At 70.4% G+C, this 14,130-nt stretch carries 15 protein-coding genes and 1 pseudogene; 6 read left to right on the forward strand and 10 right to left on the reverse strand.

Features of this window, described 5'->3' with window-relative positions:
• Window positions 1-49: 49 nt before the first annotated feature.
• From ACZ49J_RS10430 to ACZ49J_RS10440, 3 genes are all read right to left on the reverse strand, one after another.
• On the reverse strand, window positions 50-265 hold the full coding sequence (locus ACZ49J_RS10430) for a hypothetical protein (protein WP_467451011.1): 216 nt from the start codon (window positions 263-265) through the stop codon (window positions 50-52).
• Window positions 266-446: 181 nt separating this feature from the next.
• Window positions 447-563 carry an SGM_5486 family transporter-associated protein gene (locus tag ACZ49J_RS10435; protein ID WP_467451012.1) on the reverse strand — a complete coding sequence of 39 codons (117 nt, stop codon included), beginning with the start codon at window positions 561-563 and terminating at the stop codon, window positions 447-449.
• A 76-nt stretch (window positions 564-639) separates the two neighbouring features.
• Entirely contained in the window at window positions 640-2,037 is a 1,398-nt protein-coding gene (locus ACZ49J_RS10440; protein WP_467451013.1) for a CynX/NimT family MFS transporter, read from the reverse strand.
• 69 nt (window positions 2,038-2,106) lie between these two features.
• Between ACZ49J_RS10440 and ACZ49J_RS10445 the strand changes: the two genes are divergently transcribed.
• Window positions 2,107-2,850 carry a FadR/GntR family transcriptional regulator gene (locus tag ACZ49J_RS10445; protein WP_467451014.1) on the forward strand — a complete coding sequence of 248 codons (744 nt, stop codon included), beginning with the start codon at window positions 2,107-2,109 and terminating at the stop codon, window positions 2,848-2,850.
• Here ACZ49J_RS10445 and ACZ49J_RS10450 read toward each other — a convergent pair.
• The 3 genes and pseudogenes from ACZ49J_RS10450 to fabG all read right to left on the reverse strand — a co-directional run.
• A pseudogene (locus tag ACZ49J_RS10450) lies at window positions 2,834-3,187 on the reverse strand (hypothetical protein); the annotation flags it as partial. The gene ACZ49J_RS10445 and the pseudogene ACZ49J_RS10450 sit on opposite strands and share 17 nt — an antisense overlap.
• A 213-nt stretch (window positions 3,188-3,400) precedes the next feature.
• Window positions 3,401-4,168 (reverse strand): enoyl-ACP reductase FabI, encoded by a 768-nt coding sequence (fabI, locus tag ACZ49J_RS10455; protein ID WP_467451015.1) that lies wholly within the window; start codon window positions 4,166-4,168, stop codon window positions 3,401-3,403.
• A 3-nt stretch (window positions 4,169-4,171) separates the two neighbouring features.
• On the reverse strand, window positions 4,172-4,888 hold the full coding sequence (gene fabG, locus ACZ49J_RS10460; RefSeq protein WP_467451016.1) for a 3-oxoacyl-[acyl-carrier-protein] reductase: 717 nt from the start codon (window positions 4,886-4,888) through the stop codon (window positions 4,172-4,174).
• A 249-nt stretch (window positions 4,889-5,137) separates the two neighbouring features.
• On the opposite strand from fabG, the gene ACZ49J_RS10465 reads away from it, so the two are divergent.
• Genes ACZ49J_RS10465 through tyrS form a run of 3 tightly spaced genes read left to right on the forward strand, consistent with a single transcriptional unit; the run spans window position 5,138 to window position 9,378 of the window.
• On the forward strand, window positions 5,138-6,661 hold the full coding sequence (locus tag ACZ49J_RS10465; RefSeq protein ID WP_467451018.1) for a TldD/PmbA family protein: 1,524 nt from the start codon (window positions 5,138-5,140) through the stop codon (window positions 6,659-6,661).
• Window positions 6,658-8,052: a metallopeptidase TldD-related protein gene (locus ACZ49J_RS10470; protein WP_467451019.1), complete on the forward strand. Its 1,395-nt coding sequence runs from the start codon at window positions 6,658-6,660 to the stop codon at window positions 8,050-8,052. The genes ACZ49J_RS10465 and ACZ49J_RS10470 overlap by 4 nt, the downstream gene beginning before the upstream one ends.
• Window positions 8,053-8,109: 57 nt before the next feature.
• Window positions 8,110-9,378 (forward strand): tyrosine--tRNA ligase, encoded by a 1,269-nt coding sequence (tyrS, locus tag ACZ49J_RS10475; RefSeq protein ID WP_467451020.1) that lies wholly within the window; start codon window positions 8,110-8,112, stop codon window positions 9,376-9,378.
• 120 nt (window positions 9,379-9,498) lie between these two features.
• Here tyrS and ACZ49J_RS10480 read toward each other — a convergent pair whose 3' ends face one another.
• The gene (locus ACZ49J_RS10480) at window positions 9,499-9,774 is read right to left on the reverse strand and encodes a GlsB/YeaQ/YmgE family stress response membrane protein (RefSeq protein ID WP_467451329.1); all 276 of its coding nucleotides are present in this window, start codon (window positions 9,772-9,774) and stop codon (window positions 9,499-9,501) included.
• 244 nt (window positions 9,775-10,018) lie between these two features.
• On the opposite strand from ACZ49J_RS10480, the gene ACZ49J_RS10485 reads away from it, so the two are divergent.
• Complete coding sequence (locus ACZ49J_RS10485) at window positions 10,019-10,438, forward strand: DUF3099 domain-containing protein (protein WP_467451022.1); 420 nt, start codon at window positions 10,019-10,021, stop codon at window positions 10,436-10,438.
• A 244-nt stretch (window positions 10,439-10,682) separates the two neighbouring features.
• Window positions 10,683-10,940 (forward strand): hypothetical protein, encoded by a 258-nt coding sequence (locus ACZ49J_RS10490; RefSeq protein ID WP_467451023.1) that lies wholly within the window; start codon window positions 10,683-10,685, stop codon window positions 10,938-10,940.
• A 22-nt stretch (window positions 10,941-10,962) separates the two neighbouring features.
• Here the strand turns inward: ACZ49J_RS10490 and moaA are convergent, their stop codons facing one another.
• From moaA to ACZ49J_RS10505, 3 genes are all read right to left on the reverse strand, one after another.
• Window positions 10,963-11,952, reverse strand: a complete 990-nt coding sequence (moaA, locus tag ACZ49J_RS10495; protein WP_467451024.1) for a GTP 3',8-cyclase MoaA — start codon at window positions 11,950-11,952, stop codon at window positions 10,963-10,965.
• A 189-nt stretch (window positions 11,953-12,141) separates the two neighbouring features.
• Window positions 12,142-13,767: a solute symporter family protein gene (locus ACZ49J_RS10500; protein ID WP_467451025.1), complete on the reverse strand. Its 1,626-nt coding sequence runs from the start codon at window positions 13,765-13,767 to the stop codon at window positions 12,142-12,144.
• A complete protein-coding gene (locus tag ACZ49J_RS10505) occupies window positions 13,764-14,120 on the reverse strand; it encodes a DUF485 domain-containing protein (protein WP_467451026.1) in 357 nt (118 codons plus the stop codon). Before ACZ49J_RS10505 ends, ACZ49J_RS10500 begins: the two co-directional genes overlap by 4 nt.
• Window positions 14,121-14,130 lie beyond the last annotated feature (10 nt).

The raw sequence follows: 14,130 nt of genomic DNA on the forward strand, positions 1-14,130 counted from the left end.
GCCACCCCGTGTCGCGGCACGGGGCTTGTCACGGTACGCCGTGCCCTCATCACCGTATGCCGTGCAGCAGTGCCTGCTGTATCCGCTCGAAGATCTGGGTGAGCGCGGGGTCGGAGGTCGCCGCGTGGGCGTCCGCGGGGTTGAGGATCAGGAGCAGGAGGGAGACGAAGGCGACCGCGGGCAGGACGAGGGCCCACCAGGGCAACCGGATGTCGACGCCGCCCGTGGTCGCCGGGTGGGGCCGGGTGCGCGTACGGGCCGACATGCCGCCTCCGTGGGTCCTCGAGTGGTCCGTGGACCGCGTCCTCGCGGCCACATCTCGAAGTTACGGAACGGGGGCGCGGCGGCCCATCCGGTGATCCACCCACTTGACCCTGACCCTTACCCCCTAGGGGATGGGGGGCCAGCCCCACCATGGGCTGCCGGGCGACGGTCCGGGCGCGTCCTCAGGGCGAGGCGATCGTCGCGATGACGGCGATGATCACGAAGATGGCGAAGAACGTGCCGAAGACGAGCAGCAGCTTCTTCTGGCCGTTCTGGGGGTTCGGGTCGAGCACGGGCATGGCGCCAGTCTCGCACCCTTCGTCCGCCCGGCCGCCAGTGGGTCTGTGTCTTTGCGGAACCAGACCCTCCCCCTGCTCAGCGCACGGCCTGGTCCTCCACGGTCCGGTCGCGGCCCGCCAGGACGCCCATCACGATCTGCGGGACCATGAGGCCCGCCATGAGGGCGAGCGGCAGCCCCCAGCCGCCGCTGTGCTGGTAGAGGACGCCGACCAGGAGCGGGCCCGGGATCGAGATCAGGTAGCCGGTGCTCTGCGCGAAGGCGGACAGCTTGGCGACGCCCGCGGGGGTCCTCGCCCGCATCCCGACCATGGTCAGAGCCAGCGGGAAGGCGCAGTTCGAGATCCCTAGCAGCAGCGCCCACGCCCAGGCGCCGCCCGCCGGAGCGACGTACAGGCCCCCGTACCCGGCGAGCCCGCACACGCCCAGGGCCACCACGATCGGGCCCTGGTGGGGAAGGCGCGTGGCGAGCCGGGGGATCAGGAAGGCCAGGGGCACGCCCATCGCCATCGTGACGGCGAGCAGCAGGCCCGCTGTGCCGGCCGGGACGCCCGCGTCGCGGAAGATCTGCGCCATCCAGCCCATCGTGATGTACGCGGCGGTGGCCTGGAGTCCGAAGAACACGGCGAGCGCCCAGGCCGTACGGCTCCGGGTGATGCGCAGCGCGTCGGGGTCCTGGCGGGAGGACTGCGCCCTCCTGGAGGCGCGGTCGCCCGCGTCGGCGGCAGGGCCGGTCTTCCGCGCGCGTGCCACCGCGGGCCACGGCAGCGCGGCCGCCGCCGCGAGCAGTGCCCACGAGGCGAGGCCCGACTGCCAGTTCCCGCCAAGGGCGTCGGTCATGGGGACGGTGATCGCCGCGGCGGCCGAGGTGCCGAGCGCCAGGGCCATGGAGTACAGGCCGGTCATGGAGCCCACCCGGTCCGGGAACCAGCGCTTGACGATCACCGGCATCAGGATGTTGCTGACGGCGATGCCCATGAGGGCGAGCGCGCTGGCGGCCAGGAAGCCTGCCGTGGTCCCCGCGTAGGGCCGAACGGCGAGGCCGGTGGCGATCGCGACCATGCCGGAGCAGACCACGGCGCCCGGTCCGAAGCGGCGGGCGAGGCGGGGTGCCATACCGCCGAAGACCGCGAAACAGAGGGGCGGTACGGAGGTGAGGAGTCCGGCGACGCTGCCGCTCATGCCGAGCCCGTCACGCACCTCTTCGAGGAGGGCGCCGAGGCTGGTGATGGCGGGGCGCAGGTTGAGCGCGGTCAGCACGATGCCGACGACCACGAGACGCGTCGCCCACGCGCGCGTGGAGGCCGCTTCGCCAGGGGACTCGGCCCCCGCGGAGCCGGCGTCGGCTCCTGCGGAACCGGCCTCGGCTCCCGCGGAAGGACGGTCGGTTCCACTGCCGCCGAAGCCGGTTCCATGGGTTTCGGTCGTCGGTCGGGATGTCGTCCGTATGCCCTCGCGTGCCATGCGACCCATCATAGAATCATAGGATGATTTGCTGTCCAGTCCCGGTACTCCACTCCCCGGGCTCCGTGCGAAGGTAACGCCATGCCGCTGAGCCATCCCCGCCGTTCGGCACTGTCCGAGCAGGTCATCGCAGCGCTGCGGAACCAGATCACCTCGGGCGAGTGGCCGATCGGTTCCCGCATCCCCACCGAGCCCGAGCTGGTCGAGCAGCTGGGCGTGGCCCGCAACACGGTCCGCGAGGCCGTACGCGCGCTCGCCCACAACGGCCTGCTGGACATCCGTCAGGGCTCGGGCACGTACGTCGTCGCGACCAGCGAGCTGGCCGGAGTGATGCACCGCCGCTTCGCGGACTCCGACCCGGACCACATCGCCGAGCTGCGCTCCGCGCTGGAGTCGAGCGCCGCCCGGCTGGCCGCCGGCCGTCGCACCGAGAAGGACCTCAAGCAGCTCGACGCGCTGCTGGTCCGGCGCGAGGAGGCCTGGGCGTCGGGCGACGCGGAGGCCTTCGTGGCAGCGGACGCGACCTTCCACCTGGCGGTGGTGGCCGCGTCCCACAACGACCCCATGACGGCGGTGTACGCCGATCTGAGCGAGGTTCTGCGGGACTGGCTGCGCTGGGACGTCGGCGAGGAGCTGACCCCGGAGACGTACATGGAGCACACCCGGCTCGTCGACGCGATCCGCGCGGGCGACCGGGAGGCGGCCGCCGCGGAGGCCGCGAGCTATCCGTTCACGTGCCGCCCCGGTCGTCCGAGCCCCGGTCGTCCGAGCCCCGGCCGTCCGAGCCCGGGTCGTGCGGAGGGAGCCGCACCCGCTGGTGACTGACCCACGCCGAGCGGACTTCCTTCCAGCAGCGGCCGGTGAGCCGCACGGTCCGCGCGGGTCCCACCTCCGCCGGGGAGCCGTCGCTGTCGAGGTCCCACCAGCGGTCGCACTCGATGTGCAGGCGTACGCGGTCGGTGTCCACATAGGCGTTGTGGCAGTACGCCACCACGCGGGAGCCCGTGACGTTCGTACGGCACTCGGCCCCGAACGGATCGTCCTCGGCGGGCGGTCGGCCGCCCAGGGGCGCCGGCGCGTGGGGTACGGCCTCGTACGGCAGAAGCGTCAGGAGGGCGGCGACGGCCACGGTCACCGGGGCGAAGCCGCGGGACGGACGCACAAGGAAGACGCGCACAAGGGTGACCTCCTCGGCCGGGCTCGGGAGGGAACGCACGTGGTCACGCGTAATCCAGACTGCGAGTCGCCGTCCTCCGCCGCCCGGCCGGATGGGCCGAACGGGGGACGCACGGGGCACTCGGGGACACGTCGAGGGCCCGCATCCGCAAGGACGGAAGCGGGCCCTCGGTCGTCGTCGAGGCCTCAGCGGCAGCGGTCACGCACCGATCGCGTGCAGACCGCCGTCCACGTGGATGATCTCGCCAGTGGTCTTCGGGAACCAGTCGCTGAGCAGGGCGACCACGCCGCGGCCGGCCGGCTCGGGGTCCTTGAGGTCCCACTCCAGGGGCGAGCGGTTGTCCCACACCGCGGCCAGTTCGCTGAAGCCCGGGATGGACTTGGCGGCCATGGAGGCGAGGGGGCCGGCGGAGACGAGGTTGCAGCGGATGTTCTGCTTGCCCAGGTCACGGGCGACATAGCGGCTGGTGGCCTCCAGAGCGGCCTTGGCCGGGCCCATCCAGTCGTACTGCGGCCAGGCGAACTTCGCGTCGAAGGTGAGGCCGACGACCGAGCCGCCGTTCTGCATCAGCGGCAGACAGGCCATGGTCAGCGACTTCAGGGAGTACGCCGAGACGTGCATGGCGGTGGCGACGGACTCGAACGGCGTGTTGAGGAAGTTGCCGCCGAGGGCGTCCTGGGGCGCGAAGCCGATGGAGTGCACGACACCGTCCAGGCCGCCGAGCTCCTCACCGACGATGTCGGCCAGCCGCCCGAGGTGCTCGTCGTTGGTGACGTCGAGCTCGACGACCTTGGTGGGCTTCGGGAGCTTCTTGGCGATGCGCTCGGTCAGCGTGGGCCGCGGGAACGCGGTGAGGATGATCTCGGCGCCCTGCTCCTGGGCCAGCTTGGCGGTGTGGAAGGCGATGGAGGACTCCATCAGCACACCGGTGATCAGGACGCGCTTGCCCTCGAGGATTCCGCTCATGGTTCAGTGACCCATTCCCAGTCCGCCGTCTACGGGGATGACGGCTCCAGTGATGTACGAGGCGTCGTTCGAGGCGAGGAACCGCACCGTCGCGGCGACCTCCTCGGGCTGCGCGTACCGGCCGAGCGGCACCTGCGCGACGATGTTCGCGCGCTGCTCGTCGGTGAGGACCTTGGTCATGTCGGTGTCGACGAAGCCGGGTGCGACGACGTTGAAGGTGATGTTGCGCGAACCGAGTTCACGGGCCAGGGAACGCGCGAAACCGACGAGGCCGGCCTTGGACGCGGCGTAGTTCGCCTGCCCCGGACCGCCGTACAGCCCGACGACCGACGAGATGAGCACGACGCGGCCCTTCTTGGCGCGCAGCATGGCGCGGTTGGCGCGCTTGACGACGCGGAAGGTGCCGGTGAGGTTGGTGTCGAGGACGGAGGTGAAGTCCTCCTCGGACATGCGCATCAGGAGCTGGTCCTTGGTGACGCCGGCGTTGGCGACGAGGACCTCGACCGGGCCGTGGGCGCCCTCGATCTCCTTGTATGCCTGCTCCACCTGCTCGCTGTCGGTGATGTCGCACTTGACGGCGAGGAAGCCTTCCTTCTGCAGGGCCTCCGGGTCACCGGAACGGTATGTGATCGCGACCTTGTCGCCGGCGTCGGCGAACGCACGGGCGATGGCGAGGCCGATGCCCCGGTTGCCTCCGGTGACGAGAACCGAGCGGCTCAACGGATCACCCTTTCATTAGCGGTGTGCCCGCCTGCCCGAACAGCTGGCTGACAAGCGGCTTCCCCGAAAACCTATCGGTCCGTTCGGCCGGGCGGGCAATCGGGCACCGACAGTGGCACACGGGAGTCACTGTCGGATCCCTACAGAAAGAGGCGACCGCCAAGGCCGCCGAACCGGAAAGACGTGGGCGCGGCGCCCGCGCGCGCGACATGATCGGACCCGACAGGCGACGACAGCAGGGAGAACTCGGTGCCTCATTCCATCGACGAAGCCTTCACGGCACTGCCCCTACGGGCCCTCGCCGACGCCGCGCTGGCACGCGCGCGTGCCCTCGGGGCCGAGCACGCGGACTTCCGGTTCGAGCGGGTGCGCAGCGCGGCCTGGCGGCTGCGGGACGCCAAGCCGGCCGGCTCGTCGGACACGACCGACCTCGGGTACGCGGTGCGGGTGGTGCACGGCGGGACATGGGGGTTCGCGTCCGGTGTGGACCTGACCATGGACGCGGCCGCGAAGGTCGCCGCGCAGGCCGTGGCCATGGCGAAGCTCTCCGCGCAGGTGATCAGGGCCGCCGGTTCCGACGAGCGGGTGGAGCTGGCCGACGAGCCCGTGCACGCCGAGAAGACGTGGGTGTCCTCGTACGAGATCGACCCCTTCACCGTGCCCGACGAGGAGAAGTCGGGGCTGATGACCGAGTGGAGCGCGCGGCTGCTCGCGGCCGACGGTGTCAACCATGTGGACGCCTCGCTGCTCACGGTGCACGAGAACAAGTTCTACGCGGACACGGCCGGGACCGTGACCACCCAGCAGCGGGTGCGGCTGCACCCGTCGCTGACCGCCGTGTCCGTCGACGAGTCCAGCGGGGAGTTCGACTCCATGCGCACGCTCGCGCCGCCCGTCGGGCGCGGGTGGGAGTACCTGACCGGCACCGGCTGGGACTGGGACGACGAGCTGGCGCGGATCCCGGAGCTGCTCGCCGAGAAGATGCGGGCGCCGAGCGTCGAGGCGGGCGTGTACGACCTGGTCGTGGACCCGTCCAACCTGTGGCTGACCATCCACGAGTCCATCGGGCACGCCACGGAGCTGGACCGCGCGCTCGGCTACGAGGCCGCGTACGCCGGCACGTCCTTCGCCACCTTCGACCAACTCGGCAAGCTGAGGTACGGCTCCGAGCTCATGAACGTCACCGGTGACCGCACCGCCGAGCACGGTCTCGCGACCATCGGGTACGACGACGAGGGGGTGGAAGGTCAGTCCTGGGACCTGGTGAAGGACGGGACCCTGGTCGGCTACCAGCTCGACCGGCGTATCGCCCGGCTCACCGGCTTCGACCGGTCCAACGGCTGCGCGTACGCCGACTCCCCCGGCCACGTGCCCGTGCAGCGCATGGCGAACGTCTCGCTCCAGCCGGACCCGGCCGGGATGTCCACCGAGGACCTGATCGGGGGCGTCGACCGCGGGATCTACGTCGTCGGTGACCGGTCCTGGTCCATCGACATGCAGCGGTACAACTTCCAGTTCACCGGACAGCGGTTCTTCAGGATCGAGAACGGGCGGATCGCCGGGCAGCTGCGGGACGTCGCGTACCAGGCGACGACCACCGACTTCTGGGGGTCCCTGGCCGCGGTGGGCGGTCCGCAGACGTATGTCCTCGGAGGCGCCTTCAACTGCGGCAAGGCCCAGCCGGGACAGGTCGCCTCGGTCTCGCACGGCTGCCCGTCCGCCCTCTTCAAGGGCGTCAACATTCTGAACACCACGCAGGAGGCCGGTCGATGAGCGCCCGCAAGAACAAGCCGCACGAGGTCGTCGAGCGTGCCCTCGAGCTGTCCCGGGCGGACGGGTGCGTCGTCATCGCCGACGAGCACTCGACCGCCAATCTGCGCTGGGCGGGCAACGCGCTCACCACGAACGGCGTCACGCGCGGGCGCACGCTCACCGTCATCGCCACCGTCGACGGCAAGGAGGGCACGGCGTCCGGTGTCGTGTCGCGGTCCGCCGTCACCGCCGACGAGCTGGAGCCGCTGGTTCGGGCCGCCGAGGCCGCCGCGCGCGGTGCGGGGCCCGCGGAGGACGCCCAGCCGCTCGTCTCCGGCGTGCCGGGGTCGCCCGAGTTCACGGACGCGCCCGCCGAGACCTCGTCCGCCGTGTTCGCGGACTTCGCGCCGGCGCTCGGGGAGTCGTTCGCCCGCGCGCGGGAGGGCGGACGCGAGCTGTACGGGTTCGCCAACCACGAGCTCGTCTCCAGCTACCTGGGGACGTCGACGGGGCTGCGCCTCAGGCACGACCAGCCGAACGGCACGCTGGAGCTGAACGCGAAGTCCCCGGACCGTACGCGCTCGGCGTGGGCCGGCAGGTCGACGCGGGACTTCAAGGACGTGGACCCGGCGGCCCTGGACGCGGAGCTGGCCGTACGGCTCGGCTGGGCCGAGCGGCGCGTGGAGCTGCCCGCCGGGCGCTACGAGACGCTGCTGCCGCCCACGGCCGTGGCGGATCTGCTGATCTACCAGATGTGGTCGGCGTCGGGACGGGACGCCGCCGAGGGCCGCACGGTCTTCAGCCGGCCGGGCGGGGGCACGCGGATCGGCGAGAAGCTGACCGAGCTGCCGCTGACGCTGCTCAGCGACCCGCACCAGCCGGGGCTCGAGTCGTCGCCGTTCGTGCTCGCGCACTCCTCCGGGGGCGACGCGTCGGTGTTCGACAACGGGCTGCCGCTGACCGCCACCGAGTGGATCAGCGGAGGCGAGCTGAAGCACCTGACGACCACGCGGCACAGCGCGGGCCTGACCGGGCTGCCGGTGACGCCGTCGATCGGGAACCTGGTCCTGGACGGGGGCGAGGACCGGTCACTGGAGGACATGGTCGCGGACACGGGGCGCGGGCTGCTGCTGACGTGCCTGTGGTACATCCGCGAGGTCGACCCGGCGACGCTGCTGCTGACCGGGCTGACCCGGGACGGTGTGTACCTCGTGGAGAACGGCGAGGTCACCGGCGAGGTGAACAACTTCCGGTTCAACGAGTCGCCGGTCGGCCTGCTGGGCCGGGCGACCGAGGCCGGACGCACGGAAAAGACGCTGCCGCGGGAGTGGAGCGACTGGTTCACCAGGGCTGCGATGCCCGCGCTGAGGGTGCCGGACTTCAATATGAGCTCTGTCAGCCAGGGCGTATAACCTCGTAGCCGGTAGTCACCCGACTGCCCGAGGATCTTTCAGGGAGATACGAGAACCGTGACGGACATCGTCGACGAGCTGAAGTGGCGCGGCGTGATCGCCCTGTCCACTGACGAGGACGCTTTGCGCAAGGCGCTCGCGGACGGTCCCGTCACGTTCTATTGCGGTTTCGACCCGACCGCGGCCAGCCTGCACGTCGGCCACCTGGTCCAGGTTCTCACCATGCGCCGCCTGCAGCGGGCGGGCCTGCGCCCGCTGGCGTTGGTGGGCGGCGCGACGGGCCAGATCGGCGACCCGCGCCCGACCGCCGAGCGCACGCTGAACGACCCGGAGACGGTCGCGAACTGGGTGACGCGCCTGCGCGGACAGATCGAGCCGTTCCTGTCCTTCGAGGGCGAGAACGCCGCCGTCATGGTGAACAACCTGGACTGGACGGCCGGAATGTCGGCCATCGAGTTCCTGCGGGACATCGGCAAGCACTTCCGCGTCAACAAGATGCTGACCAAGGACTCGGTCGCCCGTCGCCTGCAGTCCGAGGAGGGCATCAGCTACACGGAGTTCAGCTACCAGCTGCTGCAGGGCATGGACTTCCTGGAGCTGTACCGGCGGTACGGCTGCACGCTCCAGCAGGGCGGCAGCGACCAGTGGGGCAACCTCACGGCTGGTCTGGACCTGATCCACAAGCTGGAGCCGCACGCGGGCGTGCACGCGCTCGCGACGCCGCTGATGACCAAGGCGGACGGCACCAAGTTCGGCAAGACCGAGGGTGGTGCCGTCTGGCTCGACCCGGAGATGACGACGCCGTACGCGTTCTACCAGTTCTGGCTGAACGCGGACGACCGGGACATCTCCACGTACATGCGGATTCTGTCCTTCAAGTCCCGCGAGGAGCTGGAGGAGCTGGAGAAGCAGACCGAGGAGCGTCCGCAGGCGCGGGCCGCGCAGCGCGCGCTGGCCGAGGAGCTGACGACGCTGGTGCACGGGGCCGACCAGACGGCCGCGGTGATCGCCGCGTCCAAGGCCCTCTTCGGTCAGGGTGAGCTGACCGACCTCGACGACAGGACCCTGACCGCGGCTCTCTCCGAGGTGCCGCACGTCCAGGTCGCCGAGCTCGGTCCCGTGGTGGACCTCTTCGCCGAGGTCGGGCTGGTGCCCAGCAAGTCCGCCGCGCGGCGGACGGTGAAGGAGGGCGGGGCGTACGTGAACAACGTGAAGGTCGCCTCGGAGGACTCCGTGCCGGGCAAGGAGGATCTGCTGCACGGGCGGTGGCTGGTGCTGCGGCGGGGGAAGAAGAATCTGGCCGCGGTTGAGGTCACCGGAGTCTGATTCTTCCGTCGGTGTGGGCAGGCCACGGGGAGCGGGGGGCTGGTTCAGCGACGCCGCCGTGTACAGGCCGTATGTGGCTGGTCGCGCAGTTCCCCGCGCCCCTTACGGGGCTCTGCCCCCTCACACTCTCTCTCTGCGACCCCGCAGCGACGTGTACGCCATGTCGCCGAACAGGACGATCACGATCGCCGCCGCGAGCTGGAAGATGTGGCGGCCCCAGTCGATGCCGTCGGTCTCCTCGATGCCGAAGCCCCGGGCCATCGCGTTGCCGATGACGGCGCCGAGCATGCCGAAGATGGTCGTCAGCCAGAGCGGGCTGTGCTGCTTGCCCGGAATGATCGCCTTGGCCAGCAGGCCCAGGACGAAGCCCACGATGATCGCCCACAACCAGCCCATGGCTGCCTCCTCGTACGGCTCGGTGAGCTCTACACCCAGTCTCGGCCGGTACGGGGTACGGCGCATGCCGGGCGCGGCCGTACGCGCCGGGACACAGGCCGTGCGTCCCCTGACGGGTGCCCCGGTCTCGTAGGTGACGCAGACGCGGCGTAACGTTGGGCTTGTTCGGGCCCTGGTCCCAGAGCGGGTCCGGACCCGGGTACGTGCCGGGGGAGCGTCTGACGCAGGCGGGTGGTGGAACGTGATGCGGAAGCGGAGCGACGGCCAGGTCTTCCGGATCACCGGGGCCAGGCAGGGGCTCGCCGCCGACGTGCGCAGCAGGCAGCGGCGGTACGTCATCTCGATGTCGGTCCGCACGGTGTCGGTGATCGCGGCCGCGGTCCTGTGGAACGTCGAGCGGCACGTCGCGATCGTCGCACTGGTGCTCGGGGCGGTTCTCCCCTACATCGCCGTGGTGATCGCCAACGCGGGCCGGGAGAACGCGCCCTCGTTGCCGTCGACGTTCGTCACGGTCCCTCTGAAGCCGATGATCGCGCCGCCGCAGAGCGACGCCCGCGGCCAGGACCGTGACGGGGATGGGAAGGACTTCGCGGAATCCGTCCCGGAGGACGTCGGGGCCGACGCCGCGGCGGGCTTCGGCGGCGAACACCAGAAACGGACCTGACCGCCGGATTTCGCGGGAAAGCGGAATCCAACCGGCCGCCAAGCTCAGGAAAAGCTCAGATCAATCATGTTGTTCCGGTGCCGGGCGACGGGGTACCCGTGACATACTTCGTACGCGCTCCGCATCCCCCGTCGGAGCGACAGACCGACGCCGGGCAGCTCCCCCCGTGGCTGCTCGGCGTCGCTTTTTCCCGGCGCTTTTCCGTGGTGCGGGGCGTGGGCGCGGAGCGCGTTAGGGTCGGGATGTGATTCTCAACGTCCCCGGCGACGACCCCGGTTCCGAGCCGTCCTCACCGATCTGCTCCGCCAAGGGCTGCCGCGCCGACGCGGTCTGGGTACTGGCGTGGAACAACCCGAAGCTGCACACGCCGGAGCGGCGCAAGACGTGGCTCGCGTGCGAGGAGCATCGTGAGCATCTTTCGCAGTTCCTGGGCGTGCGCGGGTTCCTGAAGGACGTCGTGAAGCTGGAGGAGTGGAGCGCCCCCGAGGGCAGCGAGGGCTAGGCAGAGGACGTCCTGGGGATCGTCAGCCGCCGATCGCCGACATGGGCCGGTCCGGCTGGACGAAGGACGGGTCGTCCAGGCCCGCGCCCGCCTTCTTGCCCCACATCGCCAGCCGCCAGATGCGGGCGATCTCCTCGTCGGGGGCGCCCGAGCGGAGCGCGGCGCGCAGGTCGGTCTCCTCACGGGCGAACAGACAGGTGCGTATCTGGCCGTCGGCCGTCAGTCGGGTACGGTCGCAGGCCGCGCAGAACGGGCGGGTGACCGAGGCGATCACTCCGACGCGGTGGGGGCCGCCGTCGACGATCCAGCGCTCGGCGGGGGCGGAGCCGCGCTCGTCGGCGCCCTCGGGTGTCAGCTCGAAGCGGGTGCGCAGGGAGGCGAGGATGTCACCGGCGGTGACCATGCCCTCGCGCTTCCAGCCGTGCTGGGCGTCCAGGGGCATCTGCTCGATGAACCGCAGCTCGTAGTCGTGCTCCACGGCCCAGGCCAGCAGGTCCGGGGCCTCGTCCTCGTTCAGGCCGGGCATCAGGACCGAGTTGACCTTGACCGGGGTCAGGCCGGCCTCGCGGGCGGCGTGGAGGCCCTCGATGACGTCCTTGTGTCGGTCCCGGCGGGTGAGGGTCTTGAAGACGTCGGGGCGGAGGGTGTCCAGCGAGACGTTCACCCGGTCCAGGCCCGCCGCTTTGAGCGCCGTCGCCGTGCGCCTGAGGCCGATGCCGTTGGTGGTGAGGGACGTCTGGGGACGGGGTTCGAGAGCCGCGACGCGCTCCACGATGCCGACCAGGCCGGGGCGCAGCAGCGGCTCGCCGCCGGTGAAGCGGACCTCGGTGATGCCCAGGGTCCGGACCGCTATGTCGATGAGGCGGACGATCTCGTCGTCGGTGAGCAGGTCGGGCTTGGCCAGCCACTGCAGGCCCTCCTCGGGCATGCAGTACGTGCAGCGCAGGTTGCACCTGTCCGTCAGCGAGACCCTCAGGTCGGTGGCCTGCCGGCCGTAGGTGTCGATGAGCACGTGGGCCCCCTCCCTCGAAGCGGATCACCCATTCTCCGATACCTGTCGAGCCTACGTGACGCCACTGACAACAGGGCGGCCCGTTCTGCGGACCCGTTCTCGCGGACCTGTTCTCGCGGACCTGTTCTCACGGACGCGGCGCGGGGCCGCCGTAGAGATCTACGGCGGCCCCGCGGGCCGTGCCGGAACTCAGTGGGCCCCGGTGCCCGTGAGGGAGCGCACCTCGAGCTCGGCGTACTTGCCGGTGTCGGGCTCCTCCTTGGACAGGACCGTGCCGAGCCAGCCCATGAAGAAACCGAACGGGATGGAGATGATGCCCGGGTTCTTCAGCGGGAACCAGGCGAAGTCGACGTCGGGGAACATCGCCTTCGGGTCACCGGAGACGACGGGCGAGAACAGCACCAGGCCGACGGCGACGATGAGACCGCCGTAGATCGACCACAGCGCGCCCTGGGTGGTGAACTTCTTCCAGAACAGGCTGTAGAGGATGGTCGGCAGGTTGGCGGACGCGGCGACCGCGAAGGCCAGCGCGACCAGGCCGGCCACGTTGAGGTCGCGGGCGAGGGCGCCCAGGGCGATGGAGACGACGCCGATGAAGACGGTCGCCCAGCGGGCCGCCCGCATCTCCTCCTTCTCGCTGGCCTTGCCCTTCTTGATGACGTTGGCGTAGATGTCGTGCGCGAAGGACGACGACGAGGCGAGGGTGAGGCCGGCGACGACGGCGAGGATCGTCGCGAAGGCCACCGCCGAGATCGTGGCGAGCAGGATCGCGCCCCAGGCGGAGTCGACGCCGCCGAGGTGCAGGGCGAGCAGCGGTGCCGCCGTGTTGCCTGACGGGTTTGACTCGATGATCTCCTTCTGGGAGATCAGCGCGGCGGCGCCGAAGCCGAGGGCGATGGTCATCAGGTAGAAGCCGCCGATGATGCCGATGGCCCAGTTCACGGACTTCCGGGCGGCCTTGGCGTTGGGCACCGTGTAGAAGCGGATGAGGATGTGCGGCAGACCGGCGGTGCCGAGGACCAGGGCGATGCCGAGGGAGATGAAGTCCAGCTTGGAGGTACCGGTCGCGCCGTACTGCAGGCCGGGCTCCAGGAAGGCGGCGCCCTTGCCACTGTTCTCGGCGGCCGAACCGAGCAGGTCGGAGATGTTGAAGTTGAACTTCAGCAGCACCAGGAAGGTGATCAGGAGGGTGCCGCCGATGAGGAGCACGGCCTTGACCATCTGGACCCAGGTGGTGCCCTTCATTCCGCCGATGGAGACGTACACGATCATCAGGATGCCGACGAGGGCGACGATGGCGATCTTGCCCGCGTCGGTGGTGATGCCGAGGAGCAGCGAGACCAGGACGCCCGCGCCCGCCATCTGGGCCAGCAGATAGAAGATCGACACGACGATCGTGGAGGTGCCCGCCGCCGTGCGCACCGGGCGCTGGCGCATGCGGTACGCGAGCACGTCGCCCATGGTGTAGCGGCCGGAGTTCCTGAGCGGCTCGGCCACCAGGAGCAGCGCCACCAGCCAGGCGACCAGGAAGCCGATGGAGTAGAGGAAGCCGTCGTACCCGAAGAGGGCGATGGCGCCCGCGATGCCGAGGAACGACGCGGCCGACATGTAGTCGCCGGAGACCGCGAGTCCGTTCTGGAAGGCGCTGAACTGGCGTCCGCCCGCGTAGAAGTCGGCGGCGTCCTTCGTCTGGCGACCCGCCCAGACGGTGATGCCGAGCGTCGCCACGACGAACAGTGCGAACAGGGTGATGATCAGCGGCCGGTGCTCGCTGGCCTCGTTCGCGGCGAGAAAGGTCTGCTGTACGGGGCTCATGCGCCGCCCTCCATCCGGGACTTGATGGCCTCGGCCTTGGGGTCGAGCTTCGCGGCGGCGTGCCGCGAGTACCACCAGGCGATGAGGAACGTGGTGACGAACTGGGCGACGCCGAGGACGAAGGCGACGTTGATGTTGCCGAACAGCTTGGTGCCCATGAAGTCGCCCGCGTAGTTGGAGAGCAGGACGTACAGCAGGTACCAGGCGATGAAGGCGATGGTCAGCGGGAAGGCGAAGGAGCGGTGGGAGCGGCGCAGTTCACCGAAGTCCGCGCTCTCCTGGACCCGGACGAACTCCTCCGTCGGGGGGAGTTGGTGCTCTGTCTTCGAGGGGGGAGGTGCGTCGGTTGCCACGGAGTCTCCT

Source organism: Streptomyces sp. NPDC030840, assembly GCF_055572015.1.

Coding starts and splice junctions, on each gene's coding strand:
- ACZ49J_RS10430 (WP_467451011.1), bottom strand. CDS start 265: ATGTCGGCCCGTACGCGCACCCGGCCCCACCCGGCGACCACGGGCGGC.
- ACZ49J_RS10435 (WP_467451012.1), bottom strand. CDS start 563: ATGCCCGTGCTCGACCCGAACCCCCAGAACGGCCAGAAGAAGCTGCTG.
- ACZ49J_RS10440 (WP_467451013.1), bottom strand. CDS start 2,037: ATGATGGGTCGCATGGCACGCGAGGGCATACGGACGACATCCCGACCG.
- ACZ49J_RS10480 (WP_467451329.1), bottom strand. CDS start 9,774: ATGGGCTGGTTGTGGGCGATCATCGTGGGCTTCGTCCTGGGCCTGCTG.
- fabI (WP_467451015.1), bottom strand. CDS start 4,168: ATGAGCGGAATCCTCGAGGGCAAGCGCGTCCTGATCACCGGTGTGCTG.
- ACZ49J_RS10485 (WP_467451022.1), top strand. CDS start 10,019: ATGCGGAAGCGGAGCGACGGCCAGGTCTTCCGGATCACCGGGGCCAGG.
- ACZ49J_RS10470 (WP_467451019.1), top strand. CDS start 6,658: ATGAGCGCCCGCAAGAACAAGCCGCACGAGGTCGTCGAGCGTGCCCTC.
- ACZ49J_RS10445 (WP_467451014.1), top strand. CDS start 2,107: ATGCCGCTGAGCCATCCCCGCCGTTCGGCACTGTCCGAGCAGGTCATC.
- ACZ49J_RS10500 (WP_467451025.1), bottom strand. CDS start 13,767: ATGAGCCCCGTACAGCAGACCTTTCTCGCCGCGAACGAGGCCAGCGAG.